Source organism: Bifidobacterium callitrichidarum (assembly GCF_003129905.1).
Lineage (GTDB): Bacteria > Actinomycetota > Actinomycetes > Actinomycetales > Bifidobacteriaceae > Bifidobacterium > Bifidobacterium callitrichidarum.
Map to the genome: position 1 here is coordinate 44,339 of NZ_QFFM01000010.1, position 16,649 is coordinate 60,987.

Annotated in this window: 12 protein-coding genes; 2 read left to right on the forward strand and 10 right to left on the reverse strand. The window is 64.7% G+C overall.

Features of this window, described 5'->3' with window-relative positions; translation table 11 throughout:
* Positions 1–42 precede the first annotated feature (42 nt).
* The 3 genes from DF196_RS05730 to DF196_RS05740 form a co-directional block, all read right to left on the reverse strand.
* Entirely contained in the window at positions 43–1,413 is a 1,371-nt protein-coding gene (locus tag DF196_RS05730) for an ATP-binding protein (RefSeq protein ID WP_109056913.1), read from the reverse strand.
* A gap of 177 nt (positions 1,414–1,590) precedes the next feature.
* Positions 1,591–2,640: a hypothetical protein gene (locus DF196_RS05735; RefSeq protein ID WP_109056914.1), complete on the reverse strand. Its 1,050-nt coding sequence runs from the start codon at positions 2,638–2,640 to the stop codon at positions 1,591–1,593.
* Positions 2,641–2,815: 175 nt separating this feature from the next.
* On the reverse strand, positions 2,816–3,475 hold the full coding sequence (locus DF196_RS05740; RefSeq protein WP_109056915.1) for a histidine phosphatase family protein: 660 nt from the start codon (positions 3,473–3,475) through the stop codon (positions 2,816–2,818).
* A 319-nt stretch (positions 3,476–3,794) separates the two neighbouring features.
* Between DF196_RS05740 and DF196_RS05745 the strand changes: the two genes are divergently transcribed.
* Positions 3,795–5,228, forward strand: coding sequence for an MFS transporter (locus DF196_RS05745; RefSeq protein WP_109056916.1), 1,434 nt, complete (start codon positions 3,795–3,797; stop codon positions 5,226–5,228).
* A gap of 400 nt (positions 5,229–5,628) precedes the next feature.
* Here the strand turns inward: DF196_RS05745 and DF196_RS05750 are convergent, their stop codons facing one another.
* The gene (locus DF196_RS05750) at positions 5,629–6,165 is read right to left on the reverse strand and encodes a GtrA family protein (protein WP_109056917.1); all 537 of its coding nucleotides are present in this window, start codon (positions 6,163–6,165) and stop codon (positions 5,629–5,631) included.
* Positions 6,166–6,540: 375 nt separating this feature from the next.
* Here DF196_RS05750 and DF196_RS05755 point away from each other — a divergent pair, with 375 nt between their 5' ends.
* On the forward strand, positions 6,541–6,888 hold the full coding sequence (locus DF196_RS05755) for a tautomerase family protein (protein WP_109056918.1): 348 nt from the start codon (positions 6,541–6,543) through the stop codon (positions 6,886–6,888).
* A 196-nt stretch (positions 6,889–7,084) separates the two neighbouring features.
* On the opposite strand, the gene DF196_RS05760 is transcribed toward DF196_RS05755, so the two are convergent.
* The 6 genes from DF196_RS05760 to topA form a co-directional block, all read right to left on the reverse strand.
* Positions 7,085–8,602: a formate--tetrahydrofolate ligase gene (locus DF196_RS05760; RefSeq protein WP_109056919.1), complete on the reverse strand. Its 1,518-nt coding sequence runs from the start codon at positions 8,600–8,602 to the stop codon at positions 7,085–7,087.
* 149 nt (positions 8,603–8,751) lie between these two features.
* Positions 8,752–10,353 carry a C69 family dipeptidase gene (locus DF196_RS05765; protein ID WP_109056920.1) on the reverse strand — a complete coding sequence of 534 codons (1,602 nt, stop codon included), beginning with the start codon at positions 10,351–10,353 and terminating at the stop codon, positions 8,752–8,754.
* A gap of 200 nt (positions 10,354–10,553) precedes the next feature.
* Entirely contained in the window at positions 10,554–11,108 is a 555-nt protein-coding gene (locus DF196_RS05770) for a YbhB/YbcL family Raf kinase inhibitor-like protein (protein WP_109056921.1), read from the reverse strand.
* Between the two features lie 330 nt (positions 11,109–11,438).
* Positions 11,439–12,590 carry a DNA polymerase III subunit delta' gene (locus DF196_RS05775; RefSeq protein WP_109056922.1) on the reverse strand — a complete coding sequence of 384 codons (1,152 nt, stop codon included), beginning with the start codon at positions 12,588–12,590 and terminating at the stop codon, positions 11,439–11,441.
* A gap of 192 nt (positions 12,591–12,782) precedes the next feature.
* Complete coding sequence (gene tmk, locus DF196_RS05780) at positions 12,783–13,406, reverse strand: dTMP kinase (protein WP_109056923.1); 624 nt, start codon at positions 13,404–13,406, stop codon at positions 12,783–12,785.
* Positions 13,407–13,572: 166 nt separating this feature from the next.
* Positions 13,573–16,587 carry a type I DNA topoisomerase gene (gene topA, locus DF196_RS05785; RefSeq protein WP_170114991.1) on the reverse strand — a complete coding sequence of 1,005 codons (3,015 nt, stop codon included), beginning with the start codon at positions 16,585–16,587 and terminating at the stop codon, positions 13,573–13,575.
* Between the last annotated feature and the right edge of the window lie 62 nt (positions 16,588–16,649).

Sequence of the window (16,649 nt, forward strand, 5' to 3'; positions counted from 1 at the left end):
AAGGCCGGAGACCATGCCGTCATGGAGCGGCGCACCAGATGATCATTCGCGCAGAAACCACTTCCAAGCCGGAATCTGTTTGATCACCAAGCCGTCCTGCTCATAGTCACGTTCCGCGCCCTCGCCCACAATAATGACGCCCTCGTTGAGGCCATGCTCCGCCATCATCTCCCACAGCGCGCGCGTCTCTCGCTTGACCGTCGCGTCGTCGTTCATGTTCGCCGTGACCTGGTAGAGCTCATACGTCTCACTTTCCAAAGCGTCGCCTACCACGAAATCGATTTCGTATGCATGCTCGCCCGTATGGCATGAAGCGATGCCGTCACGCCGGAACCCCACGTTGCGGCGGCGCAGTTCCAGATACACCGCTTCCTCCAAACGCTGTCCATCATCACGCATGACCGCACTGGACGAGGCCGCGGCGAGACCGGGATCAATGGCGTACACCTTGGGCACCGCGGTGCTCCGCTCGCTGAGCGACATGGACAATTCCCGTACGCGGAACAGCAGATAGGCGTCCTCGAAATAACCGATAAGATCCCCGAGTAATTCACGACTGGTCGGCAGCCCGACAGAACGCAGGTCATTCTCCACCTTGCGCAATGACAATTGCCGGCCATTGGAGCCCAAGGCGCGCCGGGCCAGCGCGGATGCGACCCGGGGACGTGAGACGTTATGACGTTCGACCACATCGCGCAGCACCACACGCTGCACATACGACTGCAACAGGGCGATCCGCTGTGGAACGGGAAGATCCTGCACCGCCGGGAAACCGCCGACCGTCAGATAATCATTCAGGCCCCGCTGCAAAGCGAGACGTTCCTCGAACGAATAGTTTCCCGTAGAGGCATCACGGTCATCCAACCGTTCAGCGGAAACGATCCCGCGCGCCCGGACGAACTCACGGAACGAATACGGCAACAGCTCGAAATCCAGTGCGCGACCGCGGAATTCCGTGGCGATCTCGCGCGACAACATCTTGGACGAGGACCCACTGACGTAAATCGTGGCCTTCGTGCCATCCACGATGCGGCGCAGCCACGCGCCCCAATCGCGCATTTCCTGCAGCTCGTCGAAGAACAGGTACGCACCTTCCCGAAGAGCTTCGGGATGAGCAGTGTAAAACGCCTCCAATACCTCGTCACCCGTAGCCGGCGTAATCACTCCCAGCCGGTCGTCCTCGAAATTGAAGTAGCAGATGCGATTCCATGGAACACCCAAACGATGCAGCGATTCCATTTCCTGAAACAACCGATAACTTTTGCCGCTTCGACGCATGCCAGTCACGACTTTGACCAGATTGCCCGCCTTGGGTGTCAACGGTGCGCCCAGATCCAAATCTCGTGCGACGATTGGCTGGAAATCGGCGATATCGAAGCTTTCCAGCTTTTCCGCGATCACTGGATTAGACATGATCACCCTCCCAAGAAAACAGAACTGGTAACTTTACTTTACCAATCTGCGCAAAACTGGCAAAGCAAAGTTACCAGCCTTACGCAAAATTGAGTACATACCGTTGCCGGACTGTCTTTGTCGCACACTCAAAAGCAGAACGCGCGACGAAAGGTATCGCTTACCGCCACCGTTCAGCTACAACTCGACGGTTTCCTTGTTGTCGTTCTTGACGTGGGCGAACTTGGCGGCGAGGGCCTCCTTGTTGCGCTTCTCGTCCTCTTCCTTGGCCTTCTTCTTGGCCTCGGCGGGATCCCAGAGCACATCCTCGCGGTGCTTGGCCCATTCGGCCGCCGCGAGCGGGGCGATATAGTCGGCGACGGCGTCGAGAGTCACGCCTTCGGATGCGCCGGCCGGATCGGCGGCCTTCGCGCGCACGTCGAGCAATCCGCGAATCTGGTCGTCGGTCAGGCAGATGCGCGGCACAGCGATCTGCTCGCGCAGCTCGTTGACCGCCAGCAGGACCGGCAGCACCGCGCGCGCCGCGGCATCGGAAGCCAGGGCGTCGCCGGTCGAAACGACACTATCCGCCGTCGCTCCGACCAGCACGTCGCAGACGGCGAGCGCCGCGGCGAAACGGTGGGCCATCGCGTCCGTCAGCGCCGGCGAGGGGACGAACTCGTCATCGGACGGATCCACGGCCTCACCGGCCGTATCAGCATCACCGGCACCGGCCGAACCAGCCGCATCGCCGTCACCGTCCGCGGCGCCCGGAACCGTGTAAACGCCCGTGTCGAACATGCCGGCGTCGACGGCGGCCTCGACGGACTCCAGCGCCTCATGCACGGCGACGGACACGTCGTCGGGCCAGGCGACGCCCAACGATTCGGCCGCCTCGTCCACGAGCGAGGCGTCGCCGGACTCGGAGAACCCTGCCATCGTATCGTAGGCGTCGTTGGCGGCGAGCAGCACGTCGACGACCGACTGCGGGCGGCCGGGAATCGAGTCGGCGCCCTCGTAGACGAACTCGGCGTCGGGAACCGTGACGTCCTCGCCGGTGATGATGCGCGCGAACGCACGGGTGACGCGCACCTGCAGGTTCTCCGCGTACTTCGCGTCGTTGTCCATCCGCATGGCCTTGGTAAGCGGCCACAGCGCGACCAGACGCGCGCCGGACTCGGCGGCCTCGCGCACGGCGGGCAGCGCGGCCACACGCGCGATTGCCTCACGATTCAGTTCAACGGTCATTGCATGCTCCTTTGCGTCAGGCCCCTCGCCCCTCAGCGGGCCGGTCATATTCATCAGTCGATTGTAGTGCGGCACACCCCGGCCCAACCCGCACGGACTCCCCTCAGTCGTCTGCGACGACAGCTCCCCTCAGAGAGGAGAGCCGATGAAAATGGCGGAATTGCAACGATTCTGGTTACTTCACGTCCGCCGCGGGGTCCACATACGTGATGGACATCACACGGCCGGTCTCGTTGTCGTACGTCACGGACGTGACGGAGGCGAGCGCGGTGTGGCGCAGGAACATCCAATGCTCCGGATGGCCGGTCTCCAGATAGTGACGGTAGCTGAAGATGGGCGACTCGTGGCTGACCACCACGATCTGCTGGCCGGGGTGCTGGGCCACCTTCTCGCGCGCGAAGGCGTCCATGCGCTGGGCGATGTGCTGGTACGACTCGCCCCAGCTCGGCTTGTACAGGTTGGTCACGAGCTTCCAGTTGCCGTTCTTCCACAGTGCACCCTCGCCATGGCCGATGCGCTTGCCGCGGAACTCGTTGCCGGCCTCGATGACGCGCTCGTCGGTGGTGAGCGTAAGCGGAGCCTCGCCGCGGGTCTCACGTACCCCGTTCAGCGCGTCGAGGATCGCTCCGGCGGTCTCGCGCGTGCGGTCCAGCGGCGAGGAGTACACGGCGGCGATGGTGTTGGTCTGCGGGTTGCTGGCCAGGTAGGCGGCCGTGGCCTGCGCCATGCGGCGGCCCAGGTCGGACAGGTGGAAATCAGGCAGGCGCTCGTAGAGCAGGTGGTCGGGGTTATAGACCTTGCCATGACGGACGAAGTGGATGGTGGTGGCGGTCATCGTTGGCTCTCCTTGCTTGCGAATTGCTTGCGAACGGAACGGCTACGGCCACTATACGCGACCAGCCGGGCCAGGGAGTGGTGGACGGAAAACGGCGTCATCGAATCCGCTAACTACCGCGTGTCAATCGAGCCCACCGCATAGAGTAGCCGTGACGCAAATATGCGAAGTCGGGGGCGGCGGTCTTGTCGGATTCCCGAACGCCACGCAAACTTTGCGCGACCATGGACAGACACATCATTCGATGAGGGCTTCGCCATCCAACGCCACGGATCGCGAGGGACATCCAATCGGGAGCGGAAAGGAGCGTAGTGCTGTTATGTCCAACATGAACACCGTCACGGCCGCCATCAAGGAAGTCGGACATAAGGTTTTTGGCGGGTACGCCGAGCTGCTGCGTATCCCGCACACCGCACGCTACTCCATCGGTTCGGTGATCGCGTGCATGCCGTTCCCGATGGTGGGCATGACCATCACCATCTCCGTGCAGCATTACTACGGCAATTACTCGCTGGCCGGCATGCTGACGGCCATCCAGGCGATCGCGCTGGCCGTGGCCACGCCGCTGCTAGGCAAGCTCACGGACAAGTTCGGCCAGCGTCAGGTCTCGATTCCGACGATTCTCGTATGGATCGTGGCCGCAATCGCGCTGGTCACGTCCATCACCAACCGCGCGCCGGAGTGGGTGCTGTACTGCCTGACCCCGTTCCTGGCCGCGATTCCGCCGTGGGGCGCCATGAGCCGCGCCCGCTGGACCAAGATTCTGAAGGGCGACCGCGAGAAGACCAACCGCGCGCTTTCGCTGTGCGGCGTGCTCGACGAGTGCATGTGGGTGATCGGCAACCCACTGGCCTCCACGCTGGCCGTGATCTCCGGCCTGCTGGCATTCTCGTTCACCGGCGTGTGCGTGGTGATCGGCGCGCTCATGTTCCTCACTGAGCTGACCACCGAGCCGCCGTCGCAGACCGCGCTGGCGCGCGCGGAGGGCATCACGCGCAAGGAGTACCGCGAGCGCGAGGCCGCCAAGGCAGAGGCGTTGAAGGAGGAGACCGCGGCCGAGGAGGCCCGTCACCGCATGGAGCGCGAGGGCGTCACGGACGAGACGAAGATCCAGGCCGCCATCGAAGCCGCCGTGGCTGAGGCGCGCAGCGGCAAGAAGGCGTCCATCTGGGGGCCGGGCCTGATCGCGGTGTGCGTCACCTGGTTCGGTCTGGGCGCATTCCAGTCGGCCGCCGGCATCTCGATCATCGCGTTCGCCACCGAATCGAACATGAAGCAGTACACGGGCTTCGTGTTCGCCTGCTTCTCCATCAGCTCGCTCATGGGCGCGCTGGTGTACGGCGCCAAGAACTGGGCCATCCCGCTGTGGAAGCGCTTCTACTTCTGCCTGGCGGTGGTGAATATCGGCATCGGCACGTTCATGTTCGCCAAGCACCTGTGGGTCATCATGATCATCTATCTGGTGATCGGCGTGTGCCAGGCGCCGACGTGGATCAACGGCAACCAGCTCATGCTGCATCTGGTGCCGCCGTCCCGCCTGACCGAGGGCATGGCGTGGATGGGCGCGATGAACTCCATCGGTTCGTCCGCCGGTTCCGCGATCGCCGGCCAGTTCATCGACCGCATGGGTTCGCACGGCGGCTTCATGGTGGTGACCACGCTGGCCATCGCCTCGCTGGTGATCGCGCTGGTGGGCTTCAAGCAGATCAAGGGCTCCACCGAGCAGCCGACACTCACCGAAGTCACCGTGTGAGGTAGTCTGGATTCCCTCTCTGAGAGCCGAGCCGTTAAATGGGGAGTCCAGTGGACTTCCCATAGGCGAAGTGAGCCGCGTAGCGGCGAAGGCTCCCCTCTCTGAGGGGAGCTGTCAGCGAAGCTGACTGAGGGGAGTCTCCGCAAGGGCTATCGTCACGGCACTCCCCTCAGTCTCACTTCGTTCGACAGCTCGTCCTGCAATTAATGACGAACTCCGTTCGCATCCTACTGACTCGGCTGTCGCCTCGCACATTGCCTACAAACGGCTCTGCCGTTTGCTTCACGGCAATGTCCTGACAAGGGGAGCCAAGAACTCTTGCTATTACGACAAAAGCCCGGCCGTTGAAGACCGGGCTTTTACGTATGTATTGGGCGGCAGGCGCGAGCAGTGAAGGCTACTACTTCGGCCAGCCCTTGGGCGTGTGCTCCAGGGACCAGACGCCGAGCTTGTGGGAGAAGCTGTTCTCCCACTTGGCTTCAAGCTCCTCGGCCGTGAGCTTGTTCTCCGCGGAACGCAGACGGTTCATGGCGTTGGTGTGCGTATCGTCCAGCAGCCACTTGCGGATGAGGAAGTTCCAGACCATCACCACGGCGGTGGCGATCAGCTTGCCGATGTTCGTACGCAGCAGGTATTCCGCGTGCTGCGAGACGAAGGCGTCGCGGTTCATGCCGTACGTGGAGATCCAGATGATGGCGTCGTTCATGAACAGGCCGATCACGGCGCCCACCACGAAAATCAGGATCTCCATCCAGCGGGCCATGTCGGAACGGTGCTTGAACACGAACTTCATGCTCGCCAGGTAGTTGAAGATGAGCGAGATGATGAAGGAGATGGTGGCGGCAATCACATTGTGCATGTGGAACACACCGACCAGGAGGTTCAGGATGCCCCAGTCGATGATGAAGGCGATGACGCCCACGATGCCGAACTTCATAAGCTGCGCGATCAGTTTTCTCACAGTGGGTATTCAACACTACCCGTCTGACTGCCGGCTGGCCGTTGGCTGTATTGTCCCGCAATCTCTGCAATTCGCTTGGCTCTGTTACACCAAGATTGACATGTATTATGTCTGACTACCCCTCAGTCGGCTTCGCCGACAGCTCCCCTGACAAGGGGAGCCAAGAATAAGAGCCATGTCAATCTTGATTTAACAGAGCCATTCGTTTCGTCTGTGGGATTCCGCCCGGCCGTACTGCCGTACGGCTTGCCGCGGTACGACCCTCGGTGAAAGCCGTCGGACGGCGATAGACTGAAGGCGAACGTTCTCATCGATGCCCTTGTCAGCGAGGGCTTTCGTCAAGGAGGAATCATGCCCGTCATTCACACCCATGTCTCCGTCTCCACCACGCCCGAGCAGCGCGAGGCCCTGAAGGCCGCGTACGGCAAGGCCATCACCGCGGTGCCCGGCAAATCCGAAGGCTGGCTGATGTGCCCGTTCGAGGACAACATGCCCATCTACTTCGGCGGCGACGACTCCAAGCCGGCCGCCTACGTGGAAGTCAACGTGTTCGGCCGCTCCGTGCCGGGCTCCGCCTGGGAGAAGCTGACCGAATCCATCATGGCCGCGCTGAACTCCACGCTCGGTATCCCCGAGGACCGCACGTACATCCGTTACACCGCCACCACCGACTGGGGCTGGAATGGCGGGAACTTCTAGTTCGCCGACTTCTTGGCTCCCCTCTTTGAGGGGAGCTGGCACGCGAAGCGTGGCTGAGGGGAGTCGCGGGTGACTCGCGTAGAGCTCCCCTCAGTCAGCTTCGCTGACAGCTCCCCTCAAAGAGGGGAGCCAAGTATGATGAAAGCCCGCCGGCGCGAAGCTGGCGGGCTTTCATCGTTCGTGCATCACACGAGCATCAGACGATCTTCGGCATCGGCGTAGTCAGGCTGGAGGTCAGGTTCACGTGCACCAGACCGGCACCGGCGTGCACCTCGACCTTCTTCAGCGTCACCGTGCGCTCCTCCTCCGGGGCACGGTCGTTGTCGGTCATGGTCGCAGGCGACTTGACGGCCACGAGCGCAAGGTCATCGAGCGAGATGCCGGCGGACTGGCACAGTTCCATCGCGGCGGACACGGACTCGGTGAAGCCGGGCTTGTAGATCACGCGGTCGGCGGGCACACCGTAGGCGTGCTCGGCCACCCACTTGACGTTCTCGGTCAGGGCCATGCCCTTGTGGGAGTGCGGTTCGGCCGGCATGGAACCGTTCTCCAACACGTCCACGAAGCCGTCGAGCTGCGGGGCCAGGGCCTCGCCGCCGTCGCGGAACAGGTTGCCGATGATCGGCGCGCGGAAGCCCAGCTCCTCGGCGGTCTCCTTGAGCGCCGGAATCTGATCGTCCTCGCCGTCCCACAGGTTGATGAGCGGGAAGGTCGGGATGTCAAGGCCCTCCAGGCGCTGCACGTGGAACGGGTAGCGCCAGGCCAGATCCGGATCGTCGCGCCAGGTGGAGGCGCGGGTCACCACGACCGCGGCGGACGGCCACTGTGCGCCGAACTCGCGGCAGGCGATGTCCAGCCACTTCTGCGCGCCGGCGTCGGTGCCGTAGCCGGCCTCGACGATGACCACGTCATGCAGGGCGCAGGCCATCTCCACGGACACGAGCGTCGGGATGCCGATGGACACGTTGGCGAACGGGCCGCCGTGCACGTACACCGGGGAGCCGTTCACGGTCTCGGTCTTCGCGGGCTTGACGGCGTCGGCCAGGATGCCGGTGATACGCCACAGGTCGATAAACTCGCCGAAGGTCACGGCCTTGCCGTCCTTCGTGCCGGCGATCATCTTGGAGACGCGATCGGCGATCTCGTCCATGGAGCGGGAGAGCACCACGATCTGCATGAGCTCGGAGGTCGGGGTGAGCACCACCTTCTCCGCCACGTTGCCCTTGCCGTAGTCCACGGCGATGGAGCGCAGGGAACGGGACGGCACTTCGGAAACGCGAGGCACCAGAACGGTGTCGAGCTTGCCGTCGTCGATGGCCTTCTCGGCGAAGGAGACGAGCAGGTTCTGCGCGGCGGCGATGGCGCCCATCTCACCACACAGGCCCCAGTCGATGAGCTCGGGGTGGGTCAGGGAGGCCTTGCCGCCGCCGGAGGCGCCGCCCTTGGAACCGGCGGCGGTGATGCCCATGCTCGGCTGACGCAGCACGGCGGCCGCGTCGATGCCGCGCTTGTTGAGCGCGTCGATGAGGGCGATGGTGGTGGTGGTCTTGCCTTCGCCGCGGGAGGCCTTGAGCGGGGTGTCGGCGGTCACGAGGATGACCTTGCCGTGCTTGCGCGGGGCATCCGGGTTCTCGGCGAGGTACTTCATGTAGCCGAAGGCGTCGATCTTCTGGACCAGGCCGTACTGGCTGGTGAAGTCTTCGATGGTGGTCATTGGGGAACCTTTCTCAATATCTCTGGCTCCCCTTGTCAGGGGAGCTGGCTCGTGCAACGAGACTGAGGGGTAGTCGAATCATACGAAGGCCGCTACCCCTCAGTCAGCTATCGCTGACAGCTCCCCTGGCAAGGGGAGCCCAGTAAAGGTTAGAAATCGGACATGTGGAAGCCGTTCCTCATCTCCATGCTGCGGGTGTACAGCACGGAGTCGAGGAGCTTGTCGGTCTCCACCTTGAGCTGGTCGGCCATGGTCTGGTTGGCGGCGGCGAGGATGCCGCGCACCTCCGGGTTGCGCACGGCGGCGATGATCTCATCCGGATCCATCGGCTGCACGTCGCCGTCCACGTTGTCCGCCTCGAACTCCTCCTCGGCGGCCGACTGTGCGGCTTCCTCAGCGGCGGTCAGGCCCAGACGGGCCACCTGCTCGTCCGTGGCAGCCACCAGACGGTGACCCATGCCGCCGGTCTTCTCCTGGTAACGTTCCACGGCGTTGGAGGTGGAGCGGAAGGCGCCATCGCACAGGGCGGCGATGATACGGTTGGCCCAGTAGAAGTTCTCGGAGGTCACGCGGGTGGTGGTGTCCTCAAGGTAGGCGGGCGTGGTGTCCACGTTCGGGAAGAACGGCACCAGCGTGTTGAACGGGTTGGAGCCGTACGCCATCCACTGGATCGCGCGGTTCGCCTGCGGACGGTACGGGCGGATCTGCATCACGGCGAGCTGGCTCTGGCGGTTGATGCCGATCGTGCGGTACATGTGGCGGGTGCGCTCGTCACCGAGCTGGCCATACGGGTCGAACGGGGTGCCCTGGTAGTGGGAGGACAGCACGTACTTGACGTCCTCGATGGTCACCTTGCGCTCGGGCTGGCGGGCCCACGGGATGTCGTTGGACTCCGGCTTGTGGTCGGCGTCCGGGCCGTCCCACACCTCGTCGTACGGGTTGAGGAAGCGCTGCATGTACCAGGCGCGCGGGGTGTTGTACACGTGGTCGGAGTCGGAGTGGGAGCCGAAGGCGTCGCGCGGGTTGAATGGGGTGGTGTTCTCCACGGACAGGTCGAGGTGGTTGGTCTCGATGAACTCGGCGAGGTCGGCGGAGCACATGTGCTCCTCCTGATCGCCCAGGGCGTCCTCGAGATCGAATTCGTCGATGCCCAGCTGGTTCGGCATGGTCACGTACGCCTCGTCCGGCACGCGCTTGGCGATCCAGTGATGGCCGCCCACGGTCTCCAGCCACCAGATCTCGTTGACGTCGGAGAAGGCCACGCCGTTCATCTCGTAGGTGCCGAACTCCTCGAGCAGCGCACCCAGACGCTCGACACCCTCGCGCGCGGTCTTGATGTACGGCAGCACGATGGTCAGGAAGTCCTCCTCGCCGATGCCGCCGGGCACTTCCGGCTCGTCGCCCTTGGCCGGGGCGTACTCCACGAACGGGTCGGCGCCGAGCACGCGCTCGTTGGTGGTGAGGGTCTCGGTGGCGCTCATGGCCACGTTCGCCTCGTTCACGCCGGCTTCGCCCCAGATGCCTTCCTTGAGGTCGGCATTCGGCACGGCGGTGTACTGCAGCGGATTGTCCGGCAGGGTGATAGTCAGGTGGGAGATCACCGACTTGTATTCGCGCGGCTGTTCCTCCGGCTTGACGACGATGAAGCGCTTGGGGTTGAACTCGCCGTTGGCGGAATCCTCGTTGCGGGCGATGATGGTGGAACCGTCATAGCTCGCGTCCTTGCCTACCAGAATCGTGGTGCAGGCCATATTGGATGATGTCCTTTCTCTTCCATTTGGCTCCCCTTGTCAGGGGAGCTGTCACGCTTTGCGTGACTGAGGGGTAGTCAAAAATTCGCATAATCGGGCCGTGGCGCACTCCCCTCAGTCCGACTGCGTCGGCCAGCTCCCCTCAGGGAGGGGAGCCATGACCGCGCTATCGCTGCCTATATGTTACGAAGTTACGCAGCTCACGCCTTGCCGGTGACGAACATGCCACCCTGGTCGGGAGCCTCGCCGCATTCGCGCAGCTTGTGCAGCAGCTCGTTCATCCAGAAGCCCTGGTTGAGGCCGGGCAGCGGCTCCTTCGTGGCCCAGACGTGCAGGTAGTAGTCATGATCCTTGTCCGGCGGCTGCGGGCCGTTGTACCGCATGATGACCGCCGGGTCGTTGTCGCGCCCCAGGAACTTCGAGGCCGAGGAGTTGCGACCCTGCACCGCCTCGGGAATCATCGCGGTCATCTGACGGGAGAAGTCCGGCGGAATCGAGAGCGCGTGGGAGTCGTTGAAGTCGAACATCAGCGCGTCGATCGGCAGGTTCGCCACCGTCCAATGGATCCACTCGAATCCGCACACCGGGATGGAATCGGGATCGGTGAACGTCCAGTGCAGGTAATGGGCCTCCGGGTTCACCTCGTCGATATAGAAGGGGAAGGAGATGATGGGCACGCCACCCGCGCGGTATTCGGGCGCGGCCGCTTTGGCGAAGTCGTCAGGAACGACGGTGAAATCAGCGGAAATCTTCATACGCTCCAGTGTATCGCGCCCCATGTTACCGGCCGGCGGGGCGGCACGGGCGGCTCATGCCCGATCTGCCACGCCGGCGACCGCCCGGCCGAGGCGAATCAGCGACTTGCCACCCATTGTGCCCCAATCACGCGGCCTCATCGAGCCAGGCCAGCGACCTGCTACCTGCCATGCCCCGCTTGTGCGCCCGCATCGGGGCAAACCGGTTGTTCACTACCCGTCATGCCCCGCTCAGCACCCACTATGCACAGCAAGCCGGCGACGTACTACCTTTCCCGCCCCGCCAGTAATCGCATGGCATGACGGCAACGCGGCGAAGCAGGCACTACTTCACGGAATCAACGCGCAGAACAGCGCCTCGAACGTGAGCAACGGGTTGCCATTGCCGGCCAGGCGCTTGCGGGCGCGGGCCACCTCGTCCAGACGGGCCACCGCACCGGCGCGGTCGAGCCGCACGGACAGTTCGGTGATGGCCGACCGGTTCTCCAGGTTGATGAGCCCGACAGCGTCCTCCGCGTTGTTCTGCAGCACCGCCACGTCCCGGTAGATGGAGGCGACGGAGTTGAGCGCGCGGTCGAGCACGTCGCGCGTGCGGCGGGTGGCGTATCGCTTGATGTCGTCCTTCTTGGCCACCTGATTGAACGCGCCGCGCAGCTTCGGGGGAATGCGCTCCCCCTCGGCGAGACCGTTGATGCGGCGGAATTCCGCCTCCTGCTTGCCGGACCACTCGTTGGCGTCCGCCTCGGCCTGCCCCTTGGCGTTGTCGATGAGATTGCCGGCCAGCAGCACCGCGTCCGAGGCGCGGGCGAGGTTCAGCACGCCGACGACCAGCTCGTCGCGGTCCGACATCACGCGCTCGTTCGTGGCATACAGGCGCGCGATGCCGATGTGCCCTTCGGACAGGCGGGCCGCACGCTGGGCGACTTTGGGCTCGGCACCCGTGTTCGCCGTAAGGAACTCGGCCACGGCCGCCGGGGACGGCACGGCGAGGTTCACCACGCGGCAGCGCGATCGGATGGTCGGCAGCACGTCCTGCGCGCTCGGGGCGCACAGCAGCCAGATACAACGTTCGGCCGGCTCCTCGATCTCCTTGAGGAGCACGTTGGTGGTGCGCTCCAGCATGCGGTCCACGTCCTCGATGATGATGATGCGCCACGGCGCGGTGGACGGCATCTGCTCGGAAGTGGTGATGATATCGCGCACCTGGTCGATGCCGATGGTCACCTTGTTGGTGGCCAGCACCGTCACGTCCGGGTGCGTGCCGGCCAGCACCTGCTGGGTCACGCGCGTGGGCTCGGCCCCCATGCCGCGATCCGGGCTTTCCAGCGCCGCCGCGAACGCACGGGCCATGTTCGATCGCCCCGATCCGGGAGGCCCGCAGATCAGCCACGACTGGGCGATCTGGCTCGGGTCGCCCTGCGCGATGCGGCTCAGCATATCCACCACCGGCTGCTGGCCCACCAGCGAATCCCACACGCTCATTTCATCTCCCCTTGTCGTTGCGGGTGCCGTTCCCCGTGCTAGTCAACCTGAAAACCTATTGATTCCATTAGACCAAAACTGACGTGAATCTTGTTTTTCGACTACCCTTCAGTCGGCTTCGCCGCCAGCTCCCCTGACAAGGGGAGCCAAGGGACATAGGTCATGCAGGCCCGCTGAGCAGAACCTTGCTCCTTACTGCAGCAACGCGGCGATGTCCGTTTCGATGGCGGACCAGACCGCTTCGATGGGCTGCCCGGCGTCGATCACGCGGAACCGGTCCGGCTCGGCGGCGGCCAGGTCCAGAAACGCCTGACGGGTGCGGTTCTGGAAGTCGCTGCCGGCCGATTCCATGCGATCCTCCGCATGTTCGAGACGATTGTGCGAAAGGGCCGGATCCATATCCAGCAGGTACGTGCGGTCCGGCAGCAGATTGCCGGTGGCCCACATGCTCAGGTTCCGGATTTCCTTGGAGGTCAGCTCACGACCGCCCGCCTGGTACGCCAGCGACGAATCCAGGTATCGGTCCGTGATGACGACCTCGCCGCGTTCCAACGCCGGGCGGATGGTTTCGGCCACATGTTGCGCGCGGTCGGCGGCGAACAGCAGGGCTTCGGCGCACGGGGAAATATCGGCGCCCCCGGCTTCTACGCCATGCAGCAACAGCTTGCGGATGGCGCGGCCAAGCGCGGTGCCGCCCGGTTCGCGCGTGACCACGACCGTGCGCCCTTGCGCCTCCAGGTAGGCACGCAACCGTTCGACCTGCGTGGTCTTGCCCACGCCGTCGACGCCTTCAAAGGAAATAAACAGACCGGTCATGCTCCTGACCTTACCGTGAGGCGGAGAGTTGCCTGAAATCGTCGGCCATCTCGATTGCGAGGGGCTGAATGACGCCTGATAATCGGAATAATCGGAATGCCCCATCAACGACCGCCACGGCAGCCTGTCAATGGGGCATTCAACGCAATCGTGCGAGCGGGCCCGCCTACTTCTTCTTGGGCTTGGCGGCCACGACCGGCGGGCGGGTGAAGCCCTCGTTCGCGGTGAGCCATTCGATGTCCGCCTTGACCGTGGAGGCGGTGGAGCCGAGCTTTTCGGCGATGCGGGTGTTGGCCCATCCCTTGGCGGCCAGCTTCTTGACCTCGGCACGGCGCTCGGCGCGCTTGGCTTCGACGGCGCTCACCTTGGGCGCGGGCTTGGCGTTCTTGCCCTTGCCAGCCGCAGCGCCACGGCCGCGGCCACGACCGCGCGTGGACGGCCCGGCCGCGCGCTTCTCGGCCAGCAGACGGAAGGCGTCGTCCGGCGTGATGGTCTCCGGCGTGTACTGCCTCGGCACGGTGCGGTTGGTCTCGCCATCGGTGATGTACGCGCCGAAACGGCCGTCCTTGATAGTCACGTTCTTGCCGGTGGCCGGGTCGGTGCCGAGCTCGCGCAGCGGCGGCTTGGCGGCGCCACGCCCGCGGCCGCGACCGTACTTGGGCTGGGAGAACAGCTCCTTGGCCTTGTCGATGTCGACCGTGAAGATCTCGTCCTCCGAGGCCAGCGAACGGGTCTCGGACTTGCCGTCCGCGCCGGTCTTGGACAGGTACGGGCCGTAGCGGCCGTTGTTGGCGGACACCGTGCATTCGGACACCTCGCCGGTCTCGGCGTTGGTCTCCTCGTACTTGCCCACCTCGCGCGGCAGGCTCAGCAGCTTGAGCGCGTCCTCCAGCGACAGCGATTCGGGGCTCATCGTCTTGAACAGCGAGGCCATCTTCGGACGCGGCGCCTCCTTGGCACCTTCCGGCGTGGGTAACGTCAGCGCCACGTACGGACCGAAGCGACCGTTGCGCACCTCCACGGTGCCGCCGGTGGCCGGGTCCTTGCCCAGCTCGCGCGGACCGCCCGAATGGTTGTCAATGAGGCCACGGGCCACGGCCACGGTGAGCTCGTCCGGGGCGATGGTGTCCGGCAGGGAGGCGCGCTTGGGGTTGCCTTCCGCGTCCAGATGCTCCATATCCTCCAGATACGGGCCGTAGCGGCCCACGCGCACATGCAGGCCGTCGCCGATGTCGATGGTGTTGATGGCGCGCGCGTCGATCTCGCCGAGCTGCGCCACCTGCTGCTGCAGGCCCTCATGCGCCTCGTCGGCGTTCTGGGCAGCACCCTCGCCCGAGCCGAAGTAGAAGCGGGTGAGCCATTCACGGCCGGACTCCGCACCGTGGGCGATGCGGTCCAGGCCGTTCTCCATCTCGGCGGTGAACTGGTAGTCCACGAGCTTGGGGAACTTGGTCTCCAGCAGCTTGATCACGGAGAATGCCAGCCAGCTGGGGATGAGCGCACGGCCGCGCTCGTAGACATAGCCGCGATCCATGATGGTGGAGATGATGCTGGCGTACGTGGACGGGCGGCCGATCTCCTTGGCCTCCAGCGTCTTGACCAGCGTGGCCTCCGTGTATCGGGCCGGCGGCTGGGTCTCGTGGCCGTCGGGCTCGACGCTTGTGGCGTCGACCTGCTGGCCCACCGTCATCGGGGGCAGGGAAGCGTTGCTTTCCGATGCGTCGGCGCCGGACTTGCCCGCGGCGGCCTTGCCATCGGCCTTGCCGGACGTGGCGGCATCGGCTGCGGCCGGCTTGGCTGCGGGCTTGCGGCCCTCGCCAGTGGCCTTCATGAAGCCGGGGAATTCGATGACGGTGCCGGACGCCTGGAACACGGCCTCGCCGTCCGCGGAACCGGCCGGGGCGGACAGGCGCACGGTGGCGGTGGAACCGGTGGCGTCCGCCATCTGGCAGGCCAGCGTGCGCTGCCAGATCAGCGTGTACAGGCGCAGCTGGTCCACCGGCAGCTTGGAGGCCAGCTCGTCCGGGTCATGGAAGCGGGAGCCCGCCGGGCGGATGCATTCGTGGGCCTCCTGCGCGCCGGCCGTCTTGGTGGCGTACTGCTTGGGCTCGGCGGACAGGAACCGGTCGCCGAAGTGGTAGGAGACGGCGTTGCGGGCGGCGGCGATGGCCTCCTGCGACAGCGTGACCGAATCGGTTCGCATATAGGTGATGTAGCCGTTCTCGTACAGGCTCTGGGCCGCGCGCATCACGGCGCGGGCGCCCATGCCGAGGCGGTTGCCGGCGGTCTGCTGCAGCGTGGAGGTGGTGAACGGCGGCTGCGGGCGACGGCGGTACGGCTTGGTCTCCATGCTCATCACCGTGAACGGGGCGTCACGCAGCACGCCGGCCAGCGCGGTGGCGGAGGTCTCGTCAAGCTGGCGGACGTTGTCCTTGAAGCCGTCGGGCGTGAGCTGGCCGTCCGGACCGAAGTCCTTGGAGCCGGCGAGTCGCTTGCCGCCGAGCGAGACCATGCGCGCGGAGAATTCGGTGCGGTCCCCGTCGGCGGAGGGAGCGGCCAGCGTTGCCACGATGTCCCAGTAGGGAGCACGCTTGAAGGCCATGCGCTCGCGTTCGCGCTCGACGATGAGGCGCGTGGCCACGGACTGCACACGGCCGGCAGACAGGCCCGGACCCACCTTGCGCCAGAGCACCGGGGACAGTTCGTAACCGTAGAGTCGGTCGAGGATGCGGCGGGTCTCCTGGGCGTCGACCATGTTGCCGTCCACGTCGCGCGTCTTGTTCAGGGAGGCGTTGATGGCGTCCTTGGTGATCTCGTGGAACACCATGCGCTTGACCGGCACCTTGGGCTTCAGGGTCTGCACCAGGTGCCATGCGATGGCCTCGCCCTCGCGATCCTCATCGGTTGCGAGGTAGAGTTCGTCGGCGCCCTTGAGCGCGGACTTCAGTTCGCTCACCGTGCGCTTCTTGTCGCCGTCCACGATGTAGTAGGGCTTGAAGCCGTCGTTCACGTCCACGCCGAACTTGCCGAACTTGGCCTTGTCCGCGGCGGGAACCTGGCTGGGCTGCGCGAGGTCGCGGATATGGCCCACCGACGCCATGACGGTGTACCCCTTGCCCAGGTAGTCACCGATCTTGTGGGCCTTGGTCGGAGACTCCACAATCACGAGTTTGGTAGCCATACCCACTCCTTAATATCTCTCCTGCGGAAACATGCGTTTCTGGCGTCATAATACTCACGAAC

What these genes read in the sequence shown, in the direction of transcription:
- DF196_RS05730 (WP_109056913.1), bottom strand. Translation starts at nt 1,413, where the DNA reads ATGTCTAATCCAGTGATCGCGGAAAAGCTGGAAAGCTTCGATATCGCC.
- topA (WP_170114991.1), bottom strand. Translation starts at nt 16,587, where the DNA reads ATGGCTACCAAACTCGTGATTGTGGAGTCTCCGACCAAGGCCCACAAG.
- DF196_RS05740 (WP_109056915.1), bottom strand. Translation starts at nt 3,475, where the DNA reads ATGACCGCCACCACCATCCACTTCGTCCGTCATGGCAAGGTCTATAAC.
- DF196_RS05750 (WP_109056917.1), bottom strand. Translation starts at nt 6,165, where the DNA reads ATGAAGTTCGGCATCGTGGGCGTCATCGCCTTCATCATCGACTGGGGC.
- tmk (WP_109056923.1), bottom strand. Translation starts at nt 13,406, where the DNA reads ATGACCGGTCTGTTTATTTCCTTTGAAGGCGTCGACGGCGTGGGCAAG.
- DF196_RS05760 (WP_109056919.1), bottom strand. Translation starts at nt 8,602, where the DNA reads ATGACCACCATCGAAGACTTCACCAGCCAGTACGGCCTGGTCCAGAAG.
- DF196_RS05745 (WP_109056916.1), top strand. Translation starts at nt 3,795, where the DNA reads ATGTCCAACATGAACACCGTCACGGCCGCCATCAAGGAAGTCGGACAT.
- DF196_RS05755 (WP_109056918.1), top strand. Translation starts at nt 6,541, where the DNA reads ATGCCCGTCATTCACACCCATGTCTCCGTCTCCACCACGCCCGAGCAG.
- DF196_RS05775 (WP_109056922.1), bottom strand. Translation starts at nt 12,590, where the DNA reads ATGAGCGTGTGGGATTCGCTGGTGGGCCAGCAGCCGGTGGTGGATATG.
- DF196_RS05765 (WP_109056920.1), bottom strand. Translation starts at nt 10,353, where the DNA reads ATGGCCTGCACCACGATTCTGGTAGGCAAGGACGCGAGCTATGACGGT.
- DF196_RS05735 (WP_109056914.1), bottom strand. Translation starts at nt 2,640, where the DNA reads ATGACCGTTGAACTGAATCGTGAGGCAATCGCGCGTGTGGCCGCGCTG.
- DF196_RS05770 (WP_109056921.1), bottom strand. Translation starts at nt 11,108, where the DNA reads ATGAAGATTTCCGCTGATTTCACCGTCGTTCCTGACGACTTCGCCAAA.